The organism is Arcobacter suis CECT 7833, from assembly GCF_003544815.1.
Classification (GTDB): Bacteria; Campylobacterota; Campylobacteria; order Campylobacterales; family Arcobacteraceae; genus Aliarcobacter; species Aliarcobacter suis.
On the sequence record NZ_CP032100.1, the window covers coordinates 2,343,193 to 2,366,672 of the forward strand.

25 protein-coding genes are annotated in these 23,480 nt (G+C 27.7%); 6 read left to right on the plus strand and 19 right to left on the minus strand.

The window, feature by feature from the left end; all coding sequences use genetic code 11:
- Positions 1-4 precede the first annotated feature (4 nt).
- From ASUIS_RS12040 to ASUIS_RS12085, 10 genes are all read right to left on the minus strand, one after another.
- The gene (locus ASUIS_RS12040; protein WP_118887330.1) at positions 5-634 is read right to left on the minus strand and encodes a hypothetical protein; all 630 of its coding nucleotides are present in this window, start codon (positions 632-634) and stop codon (positions 5-7) included.
- Between the two features lie 103 nt (positions 635-737).
- Positions 738-980, minus strand: a complete 243-nt coding sequence (locus ASUIS_RS12045) for a DUF4006 family protein (protein ID WP_118886982.1) — start codon at positions 978-980, stop codon at positions 738-740.
- A gap of 1 nt (position 981) precedes the next feature.
- Positions 982-1,872, minus strand: coding sequence for a c-type cytochrome (locus ASUIS_RS12050; protein ID WP_118886983.1), 891 nt, complete (start codon positions 1,870-1,872; stop codon positions 982-984).
- A gap of 1 nt (position 1,873) precedes the next feature.
- The gene (locus ASUIS_RS12055; protein ID WP_118886984.1) at positions 1,874-2,098 is read right to left on the minus strand and encodes a cbb3-type cytochrome oxidase subunit 3; all 225 of its coding nucleotides are present in this window, start codon (positions 2,096-2,098) and stop codon (positions 1,874-1,876) included.
- A gap of 8 nt (positions 2,099-2,106) precedes the next feature.
- A complete protein-coding gene (gene ccoO / locus ASUIS_RS12060) occupies positions 2,107-2,790 on the minus strand; it encodes a cytochrome-c oxidase, cbb3-type subunit II (RefSeq protein ID WP_118886985.1) in 684 nt (227 codons plus the stop codon).
- 14 nt (positions 2,791-2,804) lie between these two features.
- Positions 2,805-4,271, minus strand: coding sequence for a cytochrome-c oxidase, cbb3-type subunit I (gene ccoN / locus ASUIS_RS12065; protein WP_118887331.1), 1,467 nt, complete (start codon positions 4,269-4,271; stop codon positions 2,805-2,807).
- Between the two features lie 164 nt (positions 4,272-4,435).
- A complete protein-coding gene (smpB, locus tag ASUIS_RS12070; protein WP_118887332.1) occupies positions 4,436-4,912 on the minus strand; it encodes an SsrA-binding protein SmpB in 477 nt (158 codons plus the stop codon).
- Positions 4,902-5,675 (minus strand): 4-(cytidine 5'-diphospho)-2-C-methyl-D-erythritol kinase, encoded by a 774-nt coding sequence (locus ASUIS_RS12075; protein ID WP_118887333.1) that lies wholly within the window; start codon positions 5,673-5,675, stop codon positions 4,902-4,904. The genes smpB and ASUIS_RS12075 overlap by 11 nt, the downstream gene beginning before the upstream one ends.
- Positions 5,672-6,523 carry a tRNA pseudouridine(55) synthase TruB gene (gene truB, locus ASUIS_RS12080; protein WP_118887334.1) on the minus strand — a complete coding sequence of 284 codons (852 nt, stop codon included), beginning with the start codon at positions 6,521-6,523 and terminating at the stop codon, positions 5,672-5,674. The genes ASUIS_RS12075 and truB overlap by 4 nt, the downstream gene beginning before the upstream one ends.
- A 13-nt stretch (positions 6,524-6,536) precedes the next feature.
- Complete coding sequence (locus ASUIS_RS12085) at positions 6,537-8,591, minus strand: ATP-dependent helicase (protein ID WP_118887335.1); 2,055 nt, start codon at positions 8,589-8,591, stop codon at positions 6,537-6,539.
- Between the two features lie 116 nt (positions 8,592-8,707).
- Between ASUIS_RS12085 and ASUIS_RS12090 the strand changes: the two genes are divergently transcribed.
- Positions 8,708-9,604, plus strand: coding sequence for a LysR family transcriptional regulator (locus ASUIS_RS12090; RefSeq protein ID WP_118887336.1), 897 nt, complete (start codon positions 8,708-8,710; stop codon positions 9,602-9,604).
- Between the two features lie 24 nt (positions 9,605-9,628).
- Here the strand turns inward: ASUIS_RS12090 and ASUIS_RS12095 are convergent, their stop codons facing one another.
- From ASUIS_RS12095 to trxA, 5 genes are all read right to left on the minus strand, one after another.
- Positions 9,629-10,591 (minus strand): TIGR01212 family radical SAM protein, encoded by a 963-nt coding sequence (locus ASUIS_RS12095; protein WP_118887337.1) that lies wholly within the window; start codon positions 10,589-10,591, stop codon positions 9,629-9,631.
- Position 10,592: 1 nt separating this feature from the next.
- Positions 10,593-11,939, minus strand: a complete 1,347-nt coding sequence (gene purF / locus ASUIS_RS12100) for an amidophosphoribosyltransferase (protein WP_118887338.1) — start codon at positions 11,937-11,939, stop codon at positions 10,593-10,595.
- A gap of 12 nt (positions 11,940-11,951) precedes the next feature.
- On the minus strand, positions 11,952-12,725 hold the full coding sequence (gene dapB, locus ASUIS_RS12105) for a 4-hydroxy-tetrahydrodipicolinate reductase (protein ID WP_118887339.1): 774 nt from the start codon (positions 12,723-12,725) through the stop codon (positions 11,952-11,954).
- A 16-nt stretch (positions 12,726-12,741) separates the two neighbouring features.
- Positions 12,742-13,671: a thioredoxin-disulfide reductase gene (gene trxB, locus ASUIS_RS12110; RefSeq protein ID WP_118887340.1), complete on the minus strand. Its 930-nt coding sequence runs from the start codon at positions 13,669-13,671 to the stop codon at positions 12,742-12,744.
- Positions 13,672-13,887: 216 nt separating this feature from the next.
- On the minus strand, positions 13,888-14,205 hold the full coding sequence (gene trxA, locus ASUIS_RS12115; protein ID WP_118887341.1) for a thioredoxin: 318 nt from the start codon (positions 14,203-14,205) through the stop codon (positions 13,888-13,890).
- 185 nt (positions 14,206-14,390) lie between these two features.
- On the opposite strand from trxA, the gene alaS reads away from it, so the two are divergent.
- Entirely contained in the window at positions 14,391-16,946 is a 2,556-nt protein-coding gene (gene alaS, locus ASUIS_RS12120) for an alanine--tRNA ligase (protein WP_118887342.1), read from the plus strand.
- A gap of 9 nt (positions 16,947-16,955) precedes the next feature.
- Positions 16,956-17,435, plus strand: coding sequence for a hypothetical protein (locus ASUIS_RS12125; RefSeq protein WP_118887343.1), 480 nt, complete (start codon positions 16,956-16,958; stop codon positions 17,433-17,435).
- A gap of 13 nt (positions 17,436-17,448) precedes the next feature.
- Here ASUIS_RS12125 and ASUIS_RS12130 read toward each other — a convergent pair whose 3' ends face one another.
- Together ASUIS_RS12130 and ASUIS_RS12135 are read right to left on the minus strand one after the other, a co-directional pair.
- Positions 17,449-18,618, minus strand: coding sequence for an MFS transporter (locus ASUIS_RS12130; RefSeq protein ID WP_118887344.1), 1,170 nt, complete (start codon positions 18,616-18,618; stop codon positions 17,449-17,451).
- The gene (locus tag ASUIS_RS12135; protein ID WP_118887345.1) at positions 18,575-19,141 is read right to left on the minus strand and encodes a hypothetical protein; all 567 of its coding nucleotides are present in this window, start codon (positions 19,139-19,141) and stop codon (positions 18,575-18,577) included. The genes ASUIS_RS12130 and ASUIS_RS12135 overlap by 44 nt, the downstream gene beginning before the upstream one ends.
- Before the next feature lie 122 nt (positions 19,142-19,263).
- Here ASUIS_RS12135 and ASUIS_RS12140 point away from each other — a divergent pair, with 122 nt between their 5' ends.
- The gene (locus tag ASUIS_RS12140; protein WP_118887699.1) at positions 19,264-19,866 is read left to right on the plus strand and encodes an NlpC/P60 family protein; all 603 of its coding nucleotides are present in this window, start codon (positions 19,264-19,266) and stop codon (positions 19,864-19,866) included.
- Positions 19,867-19,889: 23 nt separating this feature from the next.
- Entirely contained in the window at positions 19,890-20,540 is a 651-nt protein-coding gene (locus tag ASUIS_RS12145; protein WP_128326727.1) for an NlpC/P60 family protein, read from the plus strand.
- A gap of 5 nt (positions 20,541-20,545) precedes the next feature.
- Here the strand turns inward: ASUIS_RS12145 and ASUIS_RS12150 are convergent, their stop codons facing one another.
- Both ASUIS_RS12150 and ASUIS_RS12155 read right to left on the minus strand, forming a co-directional pair.
- Complete coding sequence (locus ASUIS_RS12150; protein WP_118887347.1) at positions 20,546-21,472, minus strand: AEC family transporter; 927 nt, start codon at positions 21,470-21,472, stop codon at positions 20,546-20,548.
- 163 nt (positions 21,473-21,635) lie between these two features.
- Positions 21,636-22,925, minus strand: coding sequence for a tellurium resistance protein TerC (locus tag ASUIS_RS12155; protein WP_118887348.1), 1,290 nt, complete (start codon positions 22,923-22,925; stop codon positions 21,636-21,638).
- An 84-nt stretch (positions 22,926-23,009) separates the two neighbouring features.
- Here ASUIS_RS12155 and maf point away from each other — a divergent pair, with 84 nt between their 5' ends.
- Complete coding sequence (gene maf, locus ASUIS_RS12160; protein WP_118887349.1) at positions 23,010-23,477, plus strand: septum formation inhibitor Maf; 468 nt, start codon at positions 23,010-23,012, stop codon at positions 23,475-23,477.
- The last annotated feature ends 3 nt before the right edge of the window (positions 23,478-23,480 follow it).

Genomic DNA, 23,480 nt, shown 5'->3' on the forward strand with positions numbered 1-23,480 from the left:
AATTCTACTTTCTTTTTTTCAATATGGCATAAGTATAAGCTAATAATCCTAAAATTACCAAGGTATACATTACAACACGCCAAATAGTACTTGATACTTTTCCAGCATTTCCAATACTACTTTCTAATTTAATCTTCTTTGATTCTGCTATTGTATCTGCAATTGCAGCATAACCATTTAAAGTTGCGGCACTAACTTTTGCAAAAAGTGTATTTTTGTCTTTTGAAGCTAATAAAGGTACAACATAACCATTTAGAATATCATTTTTATCTATTACCTCTTTTAACTCATCACTAAACAATAAATTTACATGAGTTTCTTCAACAGATAAACTAAGAAGAACATAAGGTTTTTCAAGTGATGATATAATCTGGCTTTCGTGATTCTTTATAAAATCAATTTTATCTTTTGTTTTTATATTTTCCTCTAATCCTAAAGTAGATTTTGCATAAATATATATGTTAACACCTAATTTAGATTTAGTTTCAGCACCGATTTGATTTATTTTTTCTTTTGCTCGATCATCTATTAATTTATCATCATTTAATATAAAATTTTGAGCATTTAAGCTTTGGCAGAAAAAAAATAGAAGTGAAAAAATCACTCCTATTTTCATAAAATTTATTTTCTTCATTTATCCAACAAACACTCTTGCAGAATCGAAGAAACCATAATAAGCTGTCATAACAGCAGATACAATAAGTAAAATACCAATAATTTTTTCCATATCTTACCCCTTATTTACCAGTACCAACAAGTTGATACTGTTTATAATTATCTGAGCTATTCATTTTTAATCCATTTAAATCTTGATTAATTTTATAAAAATTACTAGCTTCATTTTGTTGAACTTTCAAACCATTAAAAGTTAAAATACCTAATATTGATAATAGTAATACAACTGCTACTAACATACCTGTAATACCATTTAATTTAAAGATTCCTCTTTCATTTTCGTTCATTTGTGTATTTCCAGCCATGTTACTCTCCTAAACTTCTTAAGTATGTTGCTAATGCTTTTTCTTGAGTTTCATTAAGTCTTCCATTGAAGCTAGGCATTGCTCCAATAGCACCTTTTTTACCATCTTTTAAAACAGCCATTACTAAAGCATCATCATAAGCTCTGATATTTGGAGCAACTGCTTCCATACCTTTTCCATCTTCACCATGACAAGAAGAACAAGTAGCAAATGATGCAGGTTGTTCACCTTTGAATCCACCAGCAACATATTCAGCAACTGCATTAATATCTGCATCTTCTGTTAACATCATTGGAGGCATTCCAGCTGGATATGTAGAAGTTAAGTTATTTGCACCATTTTTAATAACATAAACAACTTGCTCTTTAGAAACTCTTTTTGTTAAGTTTTGAGCTTTCCCATCTATTCCTTCAGCATCTACACCATGACAAGGTGCACATTGTACTAAGAAAGTAGATTGTCCCATAGCTTTTAAAGTTTCATCTGATGGATTTTCCCATTTTTTCTCAAATTTCGCATTATATTCTAATGTCTCTTCATTCCATTGACCAATTTGTGAAAATCCATTAATTGGGTAACCAACTGTAAAATACCAAAACATCCAAATAATAGCACCTGTAAATGCTAAAGCCCAACCAGTTGGAACATGATTTTTATATTCACCAATTCCATCCCATTTTTCTTCAGCTAAATCACCGCTTGCTGTATCATTTTTCATTTGATTAACATATTTCAATGCAACGAATACAGTAATTGTAATAATAGCTACTGCACCTAACATTGTTAAGCTGTTAATATAATCATCACCATTAAAAGCATCACCTGCTGCAAAGTAAGTTCCTGCTAATAAAGCGATGATAAGAATTATTCCACCTATAACCATAGACTTCATCTTATTTCTCCTTATTATCTATATCTTTATCATTTTTTCTTTCTTCAAGAGGAGCTGAAACACTTGAATCATCATGTACAAGTTTTGAATATTTTTCAAAATCTCTCTCCCCTGATTTATCCCTTTTATAAATAGAATAAGCATAAGAGTAAAATATGATAAACACTGCTAAAACCAAAAAGAATTTAGCATATCCTTGCACTGTTAAAAGTGTTTCATAATCCATAACAACCTCTATTTTAAAGAATTTAAATATGCAATTAATGCAACTATTTCAGGAATTTGACCTTTTTCAACATCAGCTTTAATAGCTTCATTTTTCATTCCAGCAGCAATTGCTTTTGCATCTTCTTTTGCTTTTGCAATTGCAGTTTCATAATCACCAAGTTCTACATCAATTTTTCCATCACCATCTAAATCTTGATCATATGGTGTAGCAAATACTGTTTTAACTGTATAAGCTTCTGCATATGCTGTATCTAAATCAGCTTTGTTAGTAAATTGGTGTTTATATGCTGGCATAATACTTCCAGGAACAACCGCTGAAGGTTCATACATATGGTTTTCATGCCAATCTGTAGTTCTATAATTTCCAACTCTCATTAAGTCTGGTCCAGTTCTTTTTGATCCCCATAAGAATGGTCTATCATAAGCAAATTCTCCAGATAATGAATACATACCATATCTATCAGTTTCAGCTTTAAACGGTCTAATTAATTGAGAGTGACAAGCATTACAAGAATCTTTTATATAAACTTGTCTTCCTGCTAATTCTAAAACACTATATGGTTTTGTACCAACGCTTGGTCTACTTTGTTTTGCAAAATCTGGAATAACTTCAACGATACCTGCAAATGCAATAAATATAAATACTAGTACCGCAAAGAAAAACGGTCTTTGTTCAAACCAATGAAACATAATTTCTCCTTTTCTTACGCAGCTACTGGTGTAGCATTTACTGGTTCTTTATCAAGTACTCTTCCACATCTAATAGTTTTATAAATATTATATGCGAACATAAAGAATCCAATTAGGTATAATAACCCACCAACTGCTCTAATTGTATAGTATGGATGTAATACAGTTACTGTATCAATAAATGAATATACTAAAGAACCATATTCATCATATGCTCTCCACATCATACCTTGTGTAATACCTGCAATCCACATAGAAGTAAAGTATAAAACGATACCTGTAGTTTGTAACCAGAATTGTGTATCCATTAATGATTTAGAGTAAATTTCTCTTTTATACATTCTTGGAACCATATGGAACAATGCAGCCATAATCATAAATACAACCCATCCTAAAACACCATCATGTACGTGTCCTGGAATCCAGTCAGTAAAGTGTGCGATAGCATTTACAGATTTAATAGCTTGAATTGGTCCTTCAATTGTTGATAACATATAGAAAGTTGAAGCTAATACCATAAATTTGATTAGTGTATTTGTTTGTAATTGTTGCCACTCACCCTTCATTGTTAAAAGCATATTAATAGCTGATCCCCATGATGGTAAAATTAAAACAACTGACATTACAGAACCCATAGTTTGCATCCAGTCTGGAACAGTTGAATAAATAAGATGGTGTCCACCAGCCCATAAATAAACAAACAATAATCCCCAGAATGCTAAAATAGAAAGTTTATAAGAATAAACATTCTGTCCAGATTCTTTTGGTAAGAAATAATAAATCATAGCAATAATTGGAGTTGTGAAAACGAATGCAACAGCATTGTGTCCATACCACCATTGAACTAGTGCATCATTTGTACCTGAATACATAGAAACAGAGTGAATCCATGAACCATAACCAGATACTAAAGCTGTTGGAACTTCCATATTATTGAATAAATATAACATTGCAACTGCGATAAATGTAGCAATAAAATACCATAATGAAATATAAAGAGTTCTTTCTCTTCTAATTCCAATTAATCCAAAAATTGAAATACCCCATAAAACCCACCATACAACAACTAAAATGTCTAATGGCCACTCTAACTCAGCATACTCTTTAGAAGTTGTAATACCCATGAAAAGTGTAACAACAGCTAAAAGAATTGTAATAAAATATAAAACAAAATGTATCTTAGCAATTGCCATTAAAAAAGGTGACTCTTTTAATGAAACTTTTAATACTCTTTGCGAAATATAATACCACGCTGCAAAAATACCACTTAGAGCAAAACCAAAAGCAACACCGTTAGTGTGTAAAGGTCTTAATCTACTAAATGTACCATATTCTCCAGCTAAATGATTTAACTGTGGAAACGCCAATTGAAACGCAAGTACAACACCGATAGTCATACCTATGATACCAAACAAAATTGTTGCAAATGTAAAGGCTTTTGCAACTGAGTAATCGTACTCAATTTGTGCACCGTTTTGCATCAATCTCCTCCTACTAATTTTATATACAAGTCACAAAAATGTCACTCATTGCAATAATCATAGCTAACAAAAACTTAAAGTCAACAAAAAAATTAACGAATAATTAACAAATAAAACATTATTTTTATTATAATTTTAACTTATAAAATAAGATAGAAAATATCTTATTTTATGCCTTTTAGTATTTGTTGAGTTTCTCTTTGCATTGTTTTTGCTTTTAAATCTTCTCGTTTGTCATGGAGTTTTTTACCCTGAGCAGTTGCGACTTCAACCTTTATCATGTTTTTATCATTAAAATATAATTTTGTAGCTATTAATGTTATTCCATCTTTTGTAACTTTTGAATATAACTTTGCAATTTGTTTTGAATGTAAAAGAAGTTTTCTATCTTTTTTTTCATCTGGTCTGTAAGTTGTATGTGTTGTACTTAAATGAGAAATATGCATATTTAAAATAAAAACTTCTCCTTTTATTATTCTTACAAACGAGTCTTTTAGATTTATTCTTCCATCTCTAATTGCTTTTACTTCACTACCTTCAAGCATAATTCCTGCTTCTAAAGTTTCTAAAATTGTAAAATCATGGAATGCTTTTCTATTTTTAAAAACTAAATTCTTTTTTGTATCTTTTTTATTTGACATTGTTTACCTTAAAAAATGAACTTCCACTTCCACTAAAATACCAACCTATTTGCCCATATTCTTCTAATTTAGGATAAACACTAGTTGCTGGTTCATATAAATCATTTGCTTCTTTTATATTTAAACTATCTAAAATTTCTATTGATTTCATTTTCAATAATTTATCTGCTTCTTTTTTTGAGATTTGTTTATAAAAATTTTCTCTAAAAACTTTAAAGATTTCACCTGTGTTACACTTTATATTAGGAGTTATTGTATCTATATTTAGTATCTCTTCATCAAATTTTTCAACAATTTCTCCAATACCTGTAACATTTGCACTATCATATTCATAAACAAAAAAAGGCACATCAGCGCCTATTTTAACTGCAATATTACATAATTGATCTTTTGATAGATTTAATTTACAAATTTTATTTGTCATTATCAAAAATGTTGCAGCATTTGAACTTCCACCACCAAGTCCTGCAAACTCTGGAATATTTTTTTCTATTTTTACACTATGATTTTTAAAGAATTCGTCAACACCATCATATTTTTCTAATAATTTGTATGCTTTATATACAGTGTTTGTTTCCATTTTGCAAGAAAAATTTCCTATAATACTAAATGCTTTCCTGCTAGATTTAACAAAAGAGATGGTATCAAACAAACTATGTACACGAACAAATCTTGATACAAGTTCATGATACTCTTCTCTTTTATTTGAAATCTTTAAAAAAATATTTACTTTGGCATAAGATTTTTCACTTATTTCATTCATACTTTAAGAACCTTATTCAGTAAGTATTTGACATCACCCTCTTCTATTTCAATAATACTAAAAAATTTATCAGTAATAATTAAATATTTTCCATTTTTTTTATTTTCTAAATAATCTATTGAAATTTTTTTACCAGTATTTAGCCATTCTATTGTTCCAAAATAGTTATTTATTGGTAAATCTATATAATCTAATGGATCCAAATCTTTTTCATTTTCATAAAAAAATGCTCCTTCATTAATTCTTTCTAAATAAGACAATGTTCCTATTGTTCCTAATTTTTCTAATAATATTTGCGCAAAAGAACGAATATAAGAACCTTCACTAACTGTTGTTTCGATTGTAATAAAAGGATGTCTATATGATATAATCTTTGTATCATATATATTCATTTTACATTTATCTAGTTCAACATCATGCCCTTGTCTTGCTAATTCATAAGCTCGAACTCCATCTATTTTTTTTGCTGAAAATTTTGGAGGAACATATTCTAATTCACCAACTAACGCATTTAATTGGAATTTTATATCTTCAATATTAATTTTATCAACTAAATTTACACTTATTACTTTTTCAATATCAAAAGATTCTGATATCGCACCTAACCAAACAACTGCTTTATATGTTTTTGGAGTTTTTTTCAAATATTTAAACAATCTTGAATATTGACCAAAAGCAACAATTAAACATCCTTTCGCGAAAGGATCAAGCGTTCCACTGAAACCGGCTTTTTTATTTTTGTATTTCTTTTTTATTTTTGTTAAATAAAAATTTGAACTAATAAACAAAGGTTTATTTACAACTATCAATTTATTAATCGATTCTTTATCATAAAATCTTTTTTGCAAGTTAATATTCCAATTATGCTTTTTGAACAAATGAAGATAATATATCTCTATGTGTTCCGCCAAAATTTATTGTTAATTTATAATCTTTTCCGGCATTTGTAGATTTCACTACTCTTCCCATTCCAAAGATTTTATGCTCAACTAAATCACCTTTTTTAAAGCCTGATTGTTTTTCAATAGTTAAACTTCCTTTTATCAAACCACATTCACTTAAAAACCTACTTTTAATAAGAGTTGCTCTTTTTCCCTTATAAAATCGAGAATGAACAAAAGATAAAGTTAAATTATCCATAGCTCTTGTAATTGCTACATAACCCAATCTTCTTTCCTCTTCTAAATCACTTCCATCACCAATAATTGGGAAAAAACCTTCTTCAAGACCTATAATAAAAAGTTTTTTAAATTCTAAACCTTTTGAAGCATGAATACTCATCATAGAAACAGCTTCTCCATGATAATCATCATTTTCACTTTCAAGTGCAATCTCATTTAAAAAATCTTTTAAATCTAAGTGAGGATTTTGAATAAAATAATCTCTAATATATCCATAAAATTCGTCAATATTTGCTTGTCGCTCATATCCATCAGGAAGATTGTCATATGAAGCTCTATAATCAAAAGTCTCTTCAAAACTATCAAAAAATTTCATTTTTGATTCATTTAATAACTCTTTTAAATCTAAAATTGAAGCTTCAAAAACTTTTAGTGTTCTTGCATTTTTTTTACCTACAATTGAACTTATTTCATCAGACTCTAATTGTTGAATCAAATCAAAAATTGATCTTCCACTTTCAATAGATTTAGCTTCTAATTTATCGATTGTTGTTTTACCAATTCCACGCTTTGGTTTATTAATAATTCTTTTAATAGAAAAGTTATCATTTGAGTTTGTCAAAATTCTAAAATACGCAATTAAATCTTTTATTTCACTTCTTTCGTAGAATTTCATTCCACCAACTAATTTATAATTTAGTCCAGCTTTATTAAATCCCTCTTCAAGTGATCTTGATAAGGCATTTACTCTAAATAATATTGCTATATTTTTTGCATTTGTTCCACTATCAATTAATTGTTTTATATCTTCAATTATTTTTCTTGTTTCTTCATTTTCATCTTGAGATTCATAAATTCTTATTGAATCGCCCTTTTGTCTAGTTCCTATTAATTTCTTACCAAGTCTATCTCGGTTATGTTCTATTAATTGATTTGCATGATTTAAAATGGTATCTGTAGATCTATAATTTTCTTCAAGTTTAACAACCAAAGTATTTTCAAAATGTTCAGAAAAATTCAAAATATTTTTAATTGTTGCACCACGCCATCCATAAATAGATTGGTCATCATCACCAACAACACAAATATTATTATGGCTTGAACATAATAATCTTAAAAGTCTATATTGAAGTTCATTTGTATCTTGGTACTCATCAACCATTATATATTGATATTTTTGACTAATTTCATCTGCTAGTTTTTGATTGTTTTTTAATATTTTATAAGGAAGCAATAATAAATCATCAAAATCTACAAGATTATTTTTTTCTAAATAAGCTTCATATTTCTCATATATTTCTGCAATTTGTTGATAAAGTTTTAATTGAGCTGCACTTTTCGCTTCACTTGGAGTTAATAATGAATTTTTATATCTTGAAATCTCTGAAACCAATAAAGATGTAGTAATCTCTTTATCAATTGATTTTATAATTCTTTTTTTATCATCAGTATCTATTATTATAAAATTGTTTTTTCTATTTAGTTCACTCATATGGAATTTTAGAAATAAAAGTCCAAATTTATGAAAAGTACACAATAGTGGTGGAGTGTTTATCATCGAAGAATCAAGCATATTGAAAGCTCTTTCTCTCATTTCACTAGCTGCTTTATTTGTGAAAGTAAGTGTTAATATTGATCTTGGATCAATACCTATTGATATTAAATATGCGAGCCTAGTAGTTATAGTTTTTGTTTTACCAGAGCCTGCACCAGCAAGTATAAGCATGGGGCCATCTATGTGTTGTGCAGCAATTTTCTGCGATTCATTTAGTGATGATAATAAATTTTCAGACATTTTTTCTCCAATAATATATCATTATATCATATATTATATAAATTCATTATTGCTCTTAATTATTTTATATATAAATAAATGTTATTATAATTATAATTTATTTTATGGAGGTTATGATGCTTACTGATTTTGCAAAATTAGAAACTTTTCTTACAGTTGTTAGAGAAAAGTCTTTTTCAAAAGCTTCAGCAAAACTTGGTATTTCGCAGCCTGCTGTTACACAACAAATGAAATTTATTGAAGATTATTTAGATGTTCAAGTAGTTGACCGGAAAAAAAATGGTATTAGACTTACCAAAGAAGGTCAAATGCTTCATGCAATAGCTTTAAAAATTGAAAAATGTGTTGCAAATGCTGAAAAAGAGTTATTAAAAATTATGAACAAAAATGTTACATTTGTTTTTGGAGCATCATTTATAATTGGAAATTATATATTACCAAGATTTTTAAACAATTTAAAAGAGAATATTCACAATGATGTTTCAATTAATGTATCAGTTTCTCATGAGGCTATTGAAGATTTATTAGATAAAAAAATTGATATTGCATTAGTTGAAAACTATGTTCCAAATGATGATATAGTTTATAGGGAATGGATGGAAGATGAAATAGTAATTTTTTCTAATCAGAAACTTCCAACAAAAGCGAAAGCTGAGGATTTATTATCGTATAAATGGGTATGTAGAAATCCTGAATCAAATACAAGATTACTTTTTAAAGAGTGTTTAGAAAAAGCAAACTACCCTGATTGTGATACATTTAATGTTACAAGTGAAGTTACAAGCGCGACTACAATTGTTCAAACTGTTTTACATTCTGATAAAAATACAATGCCAACTGTTTCGATTGTTTCAAGAAATGCAATTGAGTCATTATTAAAAGCGGGTGCATTATATGAATCAAAAATTGGTAATCAAAAAATGATAAGAAAACTATATATTGCATATAGAAAAGATAGAAAACATGATGCATTCATAGAAAATGTAGTTGATTATCTTTTAAAAATCAAATAATACTAGGAAAATCCTAGTATTATTTTAGTAATTAAATCCCTCTTTTTCCAAAGCCAATCTAATATTTTTCATTTGAGTATGTTTATCTTTACACCATAAAGGCGATAATAACGTGCTATCATCAATTCCTGCAGTTATTCTTTGAACTGAAATATTTGAAGGTAAATTTATAATAGATTTAACAACAGTGTCAATATAAAGTTCTTCACTTATAGGAGTAAATTTACCTTTTTTATACTCATTAGTTAAAAGTGTATTTTTAACCACATATAATGGATGAAATTTTATTGAATCAACTTTTAATGCAATAGTTTGTTTAAATGTTTCCAACATCATTTCTTGATTTTCGCCAGGAAGTCCATAAATTAAATGTCCACAAACATTTAATCCTTTTTCTTTAGTTCTTTTTATCCAATGTTTCATATTCGAAACACTATCTCCACGATTTACCCTAATTAAAGTTTCATCATAAAAAGATTGAATTCCATACTCAACCCAAATCTCTTTTGTTTTTGATAAATCAACTAAATAATCTAAAATCTCATCAGTAACACAATCTGTTCTAGTTCCAATACTAAGCCCAATTACATTATCAAAACTCAATGCTTTTTCATATAAAGCTTTCAAAGTTGAAATTGGAGCATAAGTATTTGTAAATGATTGAAAATAAACTATAAATTTTTTAGTACCAAATTTATTCTCAAGTCTTTTTTTTGTAGCTAAAAATTGCATCTCTAATTGTTTTAATTGATTATCTAAATAAGGATTTTCATTGATTTTAGGATTTAACTTAAACTTAGTTTTTTTCTCTTGCAGATTTGGAGAAAAGGAGTCATTTTCACAAAATGAACACCCTCCTTTTGCTACAGTTCCATCAATATTTGGACATGTAAATCCAGATATAGAAATTGGAACTTTATAAACTTTTTCGCCAAATTTTTCTTTTAAATATCTTCCGATAGTTAATACATTTTTTAATTCACTCATTCTACTCTTTTACGAAATAATCCCCATTAAAACTCTCTAGGGCATAATTTCTATCATTTCCAATAGCATCAACTAAATCTTCAACAGATAAATATTCTAAACTATCAGCTTCTATATATTTACAAACTTCTTCTTTATTCATATTATTTGAAATTAACTCTTCTTTATGAGGAGTGTCAATACCATAATAACAAGGATATTTAATTTCAGGACTTGCAACTCTAAAGTGAACTTCTCTAGCACCAGCTTCTTTTAAAATTTTAACAATTCTTTTTGAAGTAGTTCCTCTAACGATTGAATCATCAATTACTAATAATGATTTTCCTTCTATTAAAGATCTCATGGGACTTAACTTCATTTTTACTTTTAAATCTCTCATCTCTTGAGTAGGTTCTATAAATGTTCTTCCAATATAGTGATTTCTAATTATTCCATACTCAAAAGGTATTCCACTTTCTGCTGCATAACCAAGTGCTGCTGGAACTCCTGAATCGGGAACAGGAATAACCATATCAACTTTAATATTTTTATTTTTATCATTTAGAGCTAATGCTTTACCCATATTTTCTCTAGTTCTATAAACATTTTTTCCATCGATAACTGAATCAGGTCTTGCAAAATAAACATATTCAAATGCACATGGTCTATATTCTGGTTCAAATAATTGAATTGACTCTGGTTCTTGATTTTCACTAAAAATCAACATTTCACCAGGTCTTACATCTCGTATAAATTCAGCATCAACTAAATCAAATGCACAAGTTTCACTTGCAACTATATATCCACCACTTTTTAATTTACCTAAAGATAATGGTCTAATTCCATATCTATCTCTAATAACAAACTGTTTTGATCTTGATTGTACAATAAAACAATATGCACCAATAGTTCTTGTTAATGCTTCTTTAATTCTATCTCTTAATCTATCTTTTGTATTTTTTGCAATTAGATGAATTAAATTTTCAGTATCCATTCCTGTTTGGAAAATCGCACCTCTATCAATTAAATCTTGTCTAACTTCATCTTTATTAATTAAATTTCCATTGTGAACAATTGAAATTTCTCCAAGTTTATATTTAGCATAAACAGGTTGAGCATCTAAAATAGAATCTCCACCAGCTGTTGAATATCTATTATGACCTATTGCCATATTTCCTTTTAAATACTTCAATGCTTCATCTGTAAATACCTCTGAAACTAAACCTCTATCTTTTTTTGTATAGATTTTTCCATCACAAGATGATGATATACCTGTAGCTTCTTGACCTCTGTGTTGCATTGCAAACAAAGCAACTGAGGCTAATCTTGCAGCATTATCATTACCATAAATTCCAACTATTGCGCACATATTTAATTTTCCTTATAGACCTAAAGCGTCATTGATTGAGTATAGTTTTGCTTCTTTTCCAATTATCCATTTTGCAACTTTAATTGCACCCTTTGAAAAAGTATTTCTAGCAGTTGCCGTGTGATTTAATTCTAAAAATTCACCATCGTTATATAAACCAACAGTGTGTCTTCCCACAATATCACCACCTCTTAAAGCCATTACTGCAATCTCATCTTTAGTTCTTGCACCAATTTGACCATCTCGTCCTGAAATTCTTACATCATCTAAATCTAAATCTCTTGCACTTGCTGCATGTTCTGCTAAAGTTAATGCCGTTCCTGATGGAGAATCAACTTTATGCCTATGATGTTGCTCAACAATTTCAATATCAAAATCTCTTAAAGTTTTAGATGCAAGTGCTACAAGTTTATTTAAAACGGCAACTCCTAAACTCATATTAGTTGCATATAAAATAGGTACAATTTTACTAGCTTCTAGCAATAAATTTTGCTGATGCTTATTAAATCCAGTAGTTGCAATAATAAGAGGTTTTCTTCCCCCATTTTCAACAACTTCTGTTAAAAGTAATTCTGTTGCAGCAGGTGCACTAAAATCAATAATTACATCTGAAGAATCAAATAATACTTTCATATCATTTGTCACAATTGTATCAGCAGCTAAATTTTTTACTAATTTACCATTTACATGTACTACTGATGCTCTTGCTTCACTATCATTTGCTAAATCATCAATTAATAATGACCCAACTCTTCCTGTACTACCTAAAATACCTATTTTAATCATTTTAAAAAATTTCCCCTTATCCTAAATATTCAATGATATTAACAGCTGCTGTTGCACCATCACCAGCAGCACAAACTACTTGTTTTGGAGCATCAATTCTAATATCACCAGCTGCATAAAGACCTTTTACAGACGTTCTCATTCTTAAATCAACTATAACTTCACCGGCTTCATTTAAATCACATAAAAAACTTCCATCTTCTTGTTTTAAAGGAGCATTTAAAACATCTCGTCCAACAAAAACAAAAACACCAGGAGTTGGTAAATCTCTTATTTCACCAGTTTCTCTATGTTTAACTTTAATTCCTTGAACTCCACTCATATCACCATAAACTTCTTCAACCATTACATTTGTAACTTCTTCAATGTTTGCTGCATGTTTCATATGTTCAATTGTACTTGGAGCTGCTCTGTATGTATCTCGTCTATGAACTAAATAAACTTTTGAACACATTTTTGATAAATATACAGCTTCTTCGATAGCAGAATCTCCACCACCAATTACCGTAACTTCTTTACCTCTGTAAAAAAATCCATCACAAGTAGCACAAGTAGAAACACCTTTTCCAAAAAATTCATTTTCACCTTTAAATCCAGCACGTTTAGGAACAGATCCCGTTGCAATTAAAACTGTTTTTGCTTGAAATTCTTTTTTATCATTTGTTGTTAGTGTAAAAATATCACCAGATTTTGTAACTCTATCAATTTGAGCCATTTCATGTTTTAATCCAAATCTTTGACATTGTTCTGGCCAATTTGCCATCAAATCCATACCTGAAACAACTTCTACTTGACCTGGATAATTTTCGATTTCTGATGAACTTGTAATTTGTCCTCCTGGCATTCCCATTTCAAACATAATTACATTTTTTAATCCACCTCTTGTTGCGTATAAACCAGCTGTTAACCCTGCAGGTCCTCCACCAATAATCGCTAAATCTAACATATTAATTCCTTATTTTAAATTAAATATTCTATAGTATTTTTTAAAGCCTTAATAATACAAAAATATTTGTAAGTTATAGGTTAAACACAATACAATAATAAGGATAAATTTTATCCATTAATAATTTATATCTATCTTAAATTTTTATGAAATTTTATAAATAAAAAAAGGGAGAAGTTTTCACTTCTCCCTTTTTTAAAATATTTATAGTATGTATTATAATAATGAATTGATTTTATCAGTAAATGCTTGTTTAGAAGAAGCACCTACCATAGTATCAACAACTTCACCATTTTTCATGAATAAAATTGTTGGAATTGATCTAATTCCATATTTTACTGCTAAATCTTGTTCTTCATCTGTATTTACTTTACAAATGTTTGCTTTACCTTCAAAATCACTTGCTAATTCTTCAATAACTGGAGCAATCATTCTACAAGGTCCACACCAAGGAGCCCAAAAGTCTACCATTGACACACCATCTTTTGTAACTTCTTCAAAATTTGCAGGAGTTAATTCAATATATTTTCCCATTTCGTTTCCTTCTTATTAAATTTTAATTTCATTTTTAGCTAATTATTTTTTTATTATAAACTAAACTTAATCATTATAACTTGTGAAAACTTAAATTTAGTTTTACATTATTTAGGTTTTCACTAATCAAGGCTAAATAATTTTTTAGTTAAAATAAGATAATTTAATTTAAAATGGATAATTTTATGGATATCAGAAAAGAATATTTAGAGTTTTTTAAAAGTAAAGGTCATGATGTAATATCATCTATGCCACTAGTTCCAGATGATCCTACATTAATGTTTACAAATGCTGGAATGGTTCAATTTAAAGATATTTTTACAGGTGCTGTTCCAAGACCTGAAAACCCTCGTGCAACTTCTTGCCAATTATGTGTAAGAGCTGGGGGAAAACACAATGACTTAGAAAATGTTGGTTATACAGCACGTCACCATACTCTTTTTGAAATGTTAGGTAATTTCTCTTTTGGAGATTATTTCAAAGAGGATGCTATTGCTCATGCTTGGGAATTTATTACAGTTAATTTAGCACTTCCTATTGAAAAATTATGGGTAACTGTTCATGAAAATGATGATGAAGCATTTAATATTTGGACAAAATATATAGATTCAACAAGAATTGTAAGATTTGGAGATAAAGATAATTTCTGGGCTATGGGAGACACAGGTGCTTGTGGTCCGTGTAGTGAGATTTTTTATGATCAAGGGCAAGAACACTTCAATACTCCTGAAGACAAAATGGGTGGAGATGGAGATAGATTCTTAGAAATTTGGAACTTAGTATTTATGCAATATGAAAGAACAGCTGATGGAAAACTAAATCCACTTCCAAAACCATCTATAGATACAGGAATGGGACTTGAAAGAGTTATTGCTATAAAAGAAGGTGTTTTAAATAATTTTGATTCTTCAAACTTTAAACCAATTATTGAAAAAATTGAAGAGTTAGCAGGTAAAAAATCAACATCTGAAAATATTGGTTCATATAGAGTTATTGCTGATCATTTAAGAGCTACTGCATTTATGTTATCTCAAGGTATTTTATTTGGGAATGAAGGTCGTCCTTATGTTTTAAGAAGAATTTTAAGACGAGCGGTAAGACATGGTTATTTAATTGGATTTAGAAAACCATTTATGGCACAACTTCTTGATACACTTATTAATATTATGGGTGGACACTACACAGAACTTGTTGAAAATAAAAACTTTGTAAAAGAACAATTGACACTTGAAGAAGATAGATTCTTTAAAACTATTGATTTAGGGATGTCTTTATTTAATGAAGAGTTAGCAAATACAAAAGATATTTTCTCTGGTGAAATTGCATTTAAACTATATGATACTTATGGTTTCCCTTTAGATTTAACAGAAGATATGTTAAGAGATGGAAATTTAAAAGTTGATTTAGCCAAATTTGATGAATTAATGAATGCACAAAAAGCTATGGCAAAAGCTGCATGGAAAGGAAGTGGTGACGCTTCAAATGATGGTGATTTTAAACAATTAATTGAAAAATATGGAATAAATAAATTTGTTGGATATGATAATGTAAGTTACAAATCAAAAATTCTCGCTCTTTTAGATGAAAACTTCAAAGAAGTTTCAACATTAGAAAAAAATTCTATTGGTTGGGTTATGCTAGATTTCACTCCATTTTATGCAACTAGCGGTGGACAAAGTGGAGATATTGGAGCATTAGAAGATAATAAACATATTGCAATTATTGAAGATACTCAAAAATTCCATGGATTAAATCTTTCAAAAGTTAAAGTTGCAAATTCAAGTTTAAATCAAAATGAAACTGTTGATGCAGTTGTAGTAAATAGATATGAAATAGCCAAACATCATAGTGCAACTCACCTTTTACAAAGTGCATTAAAAATGGTTTTAGGAGATAGTGTTTCTCAGGCTGGTTCTTTAAATGATAGTTCAAGATTGAGATTTGACTTTACTTATCCAAAAGCTATGACTACTGCTCAAATTGATGAAGTTGAAGATTTAGTAAATACAATGATTTCAAGAGGAATCGCTGGAAATGTGGAAGAATTACCAATTGACCAAGCTAAAAACAAAGGTGCTATTGCTATGTTTGGTGAAAAATATGGTGATATGGTAAGAGTTGTAAGCTTTAGTGATGTTTCAGTAGAATTTTGTGGTGGAACTCATGTAAAAAATACAGCAGATATCGGAAGTTTTTATATAGTTAAAGAATCTGGAGTAAGTGCAGGAGTACGAAGAATAGAAGCAGTTTGTGGAACTGCTGCAATTGCATATACAAAAGAAATTATTAACTCTATAAATGAAATCAAAGCTGAAATCAAAAACAATGATGTAATTGCTGGAATTAAAAAATTAAAAGAACAAATTAAAGATTTAAAAAGAGAAGTGGAAACTGCTCAAAATCAAACATCAGCTCCAATTAGTGAAGAAGTTATTGGTAATACAAAAGTTGTAGTTGCTGTTGTTGAAAATGGGGATTTGAAAAAAATTGTTGATGATATGAAAAATGCAAATGAAAAACTTGCAATTTTACTTTTACAAGCAAAAGATGACAAAGTTTTAATTGTTGCAGGAAGTAAAAATACAAATATCAAAGCTGGTGAATGGATTAAAAATATTGCTCCAATCGTTGGTGGAGGTGGAGGGGGAAGACCTGACTTCGCACAAGCTGGTGGAAAAGATATAACAAAAGTTGAAGATGCAAAAATTGCAGCTTTGACTTATGCAAAAGAAAACTTATAGGAAATAATATTGATTGATTTTTTTAAAAATTATTCTTCAATAATAGTTTTCTTACATGTAATTTCTGCTGTAATTTGGGTAGGAGGAATGATTGCAATTAGATTTGCGGTTCATTACTCTATACAAAATATAGAAGAACCTAAAATAAAATTAGCAAGAACCCTAGAATTATTAAAAAGATTTTTTTCTATGGTAATTCCTGCTATTTTAACACTTCTAATCACTGCTATTATCATGATAATAGCTTTAGGATTTAAAGGAACAGAACTTTATAGTGTTGTTATTGTAAAAGAGGTTATATGGACTCTTATGACTCTAATTTTTATAACAATATATATAAAAAGAAATAAAGCACAAAAAGCTTTTGATAGTGGAGATTTTGCAAGTGCAAAAAATAACTTACTTCCAATTGCAACTTATTTTATACCTATAAATATAATTTTAGGATTAATTGCAATATTTCTAGGAATTACTCTTAGAGGACTTTAATCCTCTTGAGTTTTTAAACAAACAATCTCCTATTTTTAAATGTAAGTATTACAACCACGCATAAAATAAAAACTAAACAATAAAGCATAATATCCCAACCAAAATGTTCATAAATAACTGAAGGAACAAAAGAACCTGTTGCTCCACCTAAATAATAAAAAGTTAAATACATTCCTGAAGTTAATGATTTTTGAGAACCTTTCATAGAATTAGCAAGTCCTGTACTTACTGTATGAACAGTAAACATACCAATACAAAATAAAAACAGTAGTACAAATAGATAAATTATATTTTGATTTCCTAAAAAAATAGTAATAAAAAGGAAAAAACAAATTGCAACAAGAATTGTATTTATCTCATTTCTAAAAAAAGTTATAATTTTTTTTGAACCTAAAGAGACTATTATTCCCATACCATAACCTAAATATAAAAGTGAAATTTGAAACTCTGAAAAAGAATTTGAAATCTCTTTTACTCTAAAAGGTAAGACATTTAAAACTCCTGAAAAAACAAAAAACATACAAAACATAATAAAATAAACCAATAAAAATCTTTTATCTTTTAATATATATAAAACATCTTTTAATTTCGGTTTTACAACTTGAGTATCACCCTCATAATCTAACTTTTGTATTAATAAAATAGAAACAAATAAAGCAGCAGAAAGTGAATAAAAAACTAATTGATATGAAAAATTAGTAGCAATAAAACCTGAAAAAATTCGTCCTACAAGTCCACCAAAAACAGTAGATGCCACATAAATTGACATATTAAACTTTACATTTTCTTTATCGATATTTGCTAATATACTCATTAAAGCTGTTAAAATTGCAGGAATAACCAAAGCTTCACAAACTCTAAAAAACATAAACATCTCATAAGAAGTTGATAATCCTAAAAAAATATTTGTTATTAATAAAATAAAAGAAGCAACTGAAAGCATTTTTTTTGCACATACTTTTTCTAAAAAGAATCCATAGAAAATTGGAGATATTGCTAAAAAAAGCATAATTACTGCTGTAAATTGTGATGCTTTAATAATAGATACATTAAACTCTTTTGCTAATAAAGGTTGTAAAGGTTGTGTTGCATACATTACTGATAAAATTATAATTATACAATATATAACAATGGCTAAATTAATTCGCAAAATCTGACTCACTTCTTTTTGAAAAATACCCATTTAAAATATTCATTCTTACTAAACTATTCGAATAATTTGAATTAAATCTAGGTTCTTTTAAAAATTTATTTATATAATTTTTATCATACTTTCTAATCATTTCATCAAAAAGTTTTCCTTCATAATCAATGATAAAAAAATCTTCAGTTACAGTGTAATTATAGATTAAATTCATATAATATTTATCATCTATTATATATGTACTAAATTCATAATTTCCATAATCAATTCTTTCTAAAGCTTTCATATTTTTAAGTTTTAAAGTTGACTTGAATAAATCATCAAAAAATCCCCTTGACATTCCATTCCAAGAACAATTTGAGTCTAAATTTATATACTCATAAAATAACTTTCCATATTTTTCTTCATCATTTTGCGAGATATAAGAGAAATTTGTACAAGAATCATAGGTAAAATTCTTTTTATTATTTTTTAAAATTTGTATTTCATCTACAGAATTATTTTTTGATGAAGAACAACCTACTAACAGTAAAAGTAAAGATAAATATATAATATTTTTCAATTTAAAAGCCTTTGTTTTTATAGTTATATTATACTAAAGAGAGGTTAAAACTTGACATATTTCTTATTTTTTAATACTATAAAACTCGAAAACCTATAATTTAAAAGGTATTTAATTTGATTATGTATATTAAAAACTTTTTACTATTTCTTATTTTAACGCTTATTATGACTGGTTGTTCATTTAAATATAGTGATGATAGTAGTTTATCTGCATCACAAAATGGTGAATACATCTTTCAAAGCGCATCTTTGCAAAATACAATAATGCAAAGAGATTTAAAATTTAAAAAGTATAGAGAGATTACAAAATCAAATAAAAGCCTAGACTCCTTAAGTTATCAAAATGAAAGAATAGATCTAAACTTAGACCTATTTGATTTTTATAGTGAATGGGAAGGAGTTGGATATAAATTAGGTGGTGATTCGAAAAGTGGAATTGATTGTTCAGGTTTTATTCAAAAAGCCTTTAAAGAAAAGTTTGATTTATCTATGCCAAGAACAACTGTTATGCAATCGCAGGTTGGAAAAGAGATAGATAAAAGTCAATTACTAAGTGGAGATTTAGTATTCTTCAAAACAGGTGATGATATAAACCATGTTGGCATATATCTTGAAGATGGATTATTTGTACATGCTTCTACAAAAAGCGGTGTAACAATTTCCGAATTAAGTAATTCTTATTTTAGCAAAAGCTATTGGAAGGCACAAAGAATTATAGATTGAATTTAATTATAAAAGGAGAATTAGTGATAAAGAAGACTTTTATACTTCTACCAACTATATTATTACTTACAGCTTGTAGTAGTAACAAAAATATTCAAATAGAAGAAAACAATAAAATAAATAACAGTAATTTGAACGCTTCAAATATTTCTTATAATGACTACAAATCGTCGTATGAGTCAGAAGGAAATGATAAACTTAAAAATAGACCTCATTTAAAATATGAAGCTACAATAAGTAAAAAAGATTATGAAAAATTAGTTTTAGATAATACTGAAAATGTTGAATCTTTAAACTCAAAAGTTTTAACAAAAAAACAAGCATTCGTTGATTTCTATAACGATTGGAAAAATGTAAAATATAAAATGGGTGGAAGCTCAAGAACTGGAATAGATTGTTCTGCTTTTACGCAAAAAGCTTTTAAAGAGAAATTTGGTATTGAATTACCAAGAACTACTTTAACACAAGTAAATGTAGGAACAGAAGTTAAAAAAGCTGACCTTAAAATGGGTGACTTAGTTTTCTTCAAAACAAGTAAAAGAGATAAACATGTAGGAATTTACATGGGAAATGGTGACTTCTTACACTCATCAATAAATGGTATCCAATTTACAAAATTAGATAAACCTTTTTATAAAGATGCTTACTGGACTGCTAGAAGAATTATGAATTAATTCTTCTAAAAACCACTATAAATAATCAAACATATTGGTATGTAAATAACTGAAATTAGCGTACTTAAAAGAACAGTAAAAGAAGCTTTTTCAGGTCTTGCATTTAATAAAACTGCAAGTGTAACAGTATTCCCTGCAAGTGGTACAAGAGAAAATAAAAATAAAACTTTATAAATCTCTTCATTTAAAAAACCTATAAAATTTTTATCTAGAAAAATAATACATATCATAGAAACTGGCCAAAAAATGAATTTATAGAAATATGCAATTCTTAAATATTTTATATCTACATCAGCTTTTAAATTAAAATTTTTCATTCCCATACCAAGCATCATCATTCCTAAAATCCCATAAGCCCATTTAAATCCTTCAAAATATGGAACTACAAATTCAGGTGTTTTAAAACCTAAAATATTTAAACAAAGACCTAAAATAAACGCATATAAAAGTGGAAGTTTGATTACTTTGATAATAGATTGTCTTGCAGTAAAACTTCCCTTTGCAGTTACATAAAAACCTGTTGTATTTTCATATAATAATGAACCAAGTGTTGCGAAAATAAATAGATTTGCTGATTCTGGAGTTAATAAAATCATAGATAAAGGAATACCAAAATATCCAGTATTTCCAGTTCCACAAGTAAATGATAAAGTATTTATACTTGCATCATTCCAATCATTTTTATATCTTTTTAATATATAAAAAGCAATTGTTGTTCCAAGAAAAAAAACAAATAAAGGTAAAAAAAGTAGTTGTAAATTTATTTTTATAGATAAAGTTGCAAAAAGAATTACAATTGGTCCTAAAATATATATAAGCAGTGTAGCTATAAAATTTCGTTTAATCCTAAAATATCTTGTTAGAACATATCCAATTACGATATTTAGATATAAAGGAGAAATTTTTCCTAATAAAATAAAAAATAGATTCATATAAATCACTTAAAATAATTTAGGATAATTGTAACTAATAATCATAAAAATAAAGTAAATACACAATTCTTAAATCTAGGAAGCAGAAAGAGTACGAAGCTTGTGCATCTACTAATATTTCAAAGAATTTTATAAAAACAAAATGATATATATATGATTTTTTTTATAAACCTAAATAGTTTGATAAAATAAATAGACAAAAAACACAAATCAAATACATTTTAAAAGCATAAAAAATATTTAATCTAAATATCTCTTTTGCAGCAAAATCATATCTTGCAACAACAGTTAGATTTAATCCTGAAAATGGTGAAGTTGAAACAGTTGTTGACCAAGCCATCAAAAAAGTAAGTGCTAAAAGAGTATGATTTACTCCACTTAAAAAATCTCCTATTATTGCAATAGTTATGATTGGATGGATTCCAACAAAAGCTAAAATAATAAATATCAAAAGTAATATAGAAGCTATTTGCCAATCAAAGATTTCAAAGGGTAACTCTAAATTCATGCCAATTAATATAGAACTAATAAAAATACCAAACATTCCTGCAACCAAAAAAAGTGCCATTTCTGTTTTCATTTTTGGTAGTTCATCACTTATATAAAAAGCAAATTTAAAATAAGATTGGATTAAACCTTTTTTTACTGGTAATATTAATAAAGACATCAATAAAGAATAAGTAGAAATCAAAACAATCACTTTGATATTTGGGAAAAAATAGTTAGTAATTAAAACTAATAAAGCCAACACAAATGGTAAATATAAACTTTCAAAAGATAAAGGATAACCTCTAAATTCGTTAATATTAAACTCCTTATTATTAAGCACTTCGTAATATGTAATTAAAAAAGCCAATATTGACAAAACTATTCCATTTAATAAAATAATTGAAGTATCCAATTTAGGAGCATATGTAATAGCAGCTGCAAATGCTACAAAAAATGGTGACCAATACGCATCACTTGCAAATGCTCTTGTTAATAAAACAACTTGAGCATTACTTAAAGGTGCTTTTTTGTACATCTTATCAGCTACTAAAATAAGAGAAGATATATTTATTACTGAACCAAAAAGATGAACACTTAAATATGTTTTTATAAAAGATTTTTTGCCCTTTGGAAGTTGAGAAGTTTTTTCTTTTTTTGGGTTTGCAATAAGTCTTAAAAAACCGACTGCAATTAACAGAGTTAATAAATATTGATTTACTGTAAATACTTTTGTTAAATCTATTTTAAAGTCATTTAGATAAGAAATAAAAAAAGCTAAAAAACTTAATATCAATAAAACAATAATGATTTTCTTATTTTTTATTGAAGGAAAAAGTATTAAAAATGAAATCCAAGCAAAAACTCCCGCAATAATCAATAACTTTTCATTAAAAAAATAAGCATATAAGGTAGTTAAAAAAGAAAAAAAGATTAATAATCCTGATATGTTAAATAAAAATTGCATTTAGTTTTATCTCTTTATTTTATATTATAAATTTCAAATGAATTATATTCAAATTGAGTATAATCCAAATAAAAAAGGCTTAATTTGATTAGACTTGGTTCAAATTCATCAACACGTGCATTGATTTTAAAAAATTTTGGTATAGATTTTATTCAAAATGGTGGAGATTTTGATGAAGATTCTATAACTACAACAAATCCTAAATCATTTTGTTATGAAGCAACAAAAGGAAAGTTTAATGAACTTTATAAAAAATATGGAATAAAAGATATACCTTTGTTGGTTGCTGATTCTGTTGTAACTTGTGAGGGAAAACTTTTACGAAAAGCAAAAGATTTAGCCGATGCAAAAGCTATGCTTGAACTTCAAAGTGGAAATAAAACTTCTGTAATTACTTGTATGATTTACAAATCAAAAGAAAAAGAACTAATCGATATATCTATTACAACTTATGAATTTGAATCTTTTGATAAAAAACATATGCAAGAATATTTAGATTCAGGTGAGTGTTTTGGAAAAGCAGGAGCTATAAAGATACCCTTAAGTCTTTAACTT

What these genes read in the sequence shown, in the direction of transcription:
- ASUIS_RS12155 (WP_118887348.1), bottom strand. Translation starts at nt 22,925, where the DNA reads ATGCAATTTTTATTTAACATATCAGGATTATTAATCTTTTTTTCTTTT.
- ASUIS_RS12095 (WP_118887337.1), bottom strand. Translation starts at nt 10,591, where the DNA reads ATGAGTGAATTAAAAAATGTATTAACTATCGGAAGATATTTAAAAGAA.
- alaS (WP_118887342.1), top strand. Translation starts at nt 14,391, where the DNA reads ATGGATATCAGAAAAGAATATTTAGAGTTTTTTAAAAGTAAAGGTCAT.
- ASUIS_RS12045 (WP_118886982.1), bottom strand. Translation starts at nt 980, where the DNA reads ATGGCTGGAAATACACAAATGAACGAAAATGAAAGAGGAATCTTTAAA.
- ASUIS_RS12085 (WP_118887335.1), bottom strand. Translation starts at nt 8,591, where the DNA reads ATGTCTGAAAATTTATTATCATCACTAAATGAATCGCAGAAAATTGCT.
- ASUIS_RS12040 (WP_118887330.1), bottom strand. Translation starts at nt 634, where the DNA reads ATGAAGAAAATAAATTTTATGAAAATAGGAGTGATTTTTTCACTTCTA.
- ASUIS_RS12130 (WP_118887344.1), bottom strand. Translation starts at nt 18,618, where the DNA reads ATGGGTATTTTTCAAAAAGAAGTGAGTCAGATTTTGCGAATTAATTTA.
- ASUIS_RS12050 (WP_118886983.1), bottom strand. Translation starts at nt 1,872, where the DNA reads ATGAAGTCTATGGTTATAGGTGGAATAATTCTTATCATCGCTTTATTA.
- ccoO (WP_118886985.1), bottom strand. Translation starts at nt 2,790, where the DNA reads ATGTTTCATTGGTTTGAACAAAGACCGTTTTTCTTTGCGGTACTAGTA.
- smpB (WP_118887332.1), bottom strand. Translation starts at nt 4,912, where the DNA reads ATGTCAAATAAAAAAGATACAAAAAAGAATTTAGTTTTTAAAAATAGA.
- ASUIS_RS12090 (WP_118887336.1), top strand. Translation starts at nt 8,708, where the DNA reads ATGCTTACTGATTTTGCAAAATTAGAAACTTTTCTTACAGTTGTTAGA.
- ccoN (WP_118887331.1), bottom strand. Translation starts at nt 4,271, where the DNA reads ATGCAAAACGGTGCACAAATTGAGTACGATTACTCAGTTGCAAAAGCC.
- trxA (WP_118887341.1), bottom strand. Translation starts at nt 14,205, where the DNA reads ATGGGAAAATATATTGAATTAACTCCTGCAAATTTTGAAGAAGTTACA.
- ASUIS_RS12150 (WP_118887347.1), bottom strand. Translation starts at nt 21,472, where the DNA reads ATGAATCTATTTTTTATTTTATTAGGAAAAATTTCTCCTTTATATCTA.
- ASUIS_RS12055 (WP_118886984.1), bottom strand. Translation starts at nt 2,098, where the DNA reads ATGGATTATGAAACACTTTTAACAGTGCAAGGATATGCTAAATTCTTT.
- trxB (WP_118887340.1), bottom strand. Translation starts at nt 13,671, where the DNA reads ATGTTAGATTTAGCGATTATTGGTGGAGGACCTGCAGGGTTAACAGCT.
- dapB (WP_118887339.1), bottom strand. Translation starts at nt 12,725, where the DNA reads ATGATTAAAATAGGTATTTTAGGTAGTACAGGAAGAGTTGGGTCATTA.
- ASUIS_RS12140 (WP_118887699.1), top strand. Translation starts at nt 19,264, where the DNA reads ATGTATATTAAAAACTTTTTACTATTTCTTATTTTAACGCTTATTATG.
- purF (WP_118887338.1), bottom strand. Translation starts at nt 11,939, where the DNA reads ATGTGCGCAATAGTTGGAATTTATGGTAATGATAATGCTGCAAGATTA.
- ASUIS_RS12075 (WP_118887333.1), bottom strand. Translation starts at nt 5,675, where the DNA reads ATGAATGAAATAAGTGAAAAATCTTATGCCAAAGTAAATATTTTTTTA.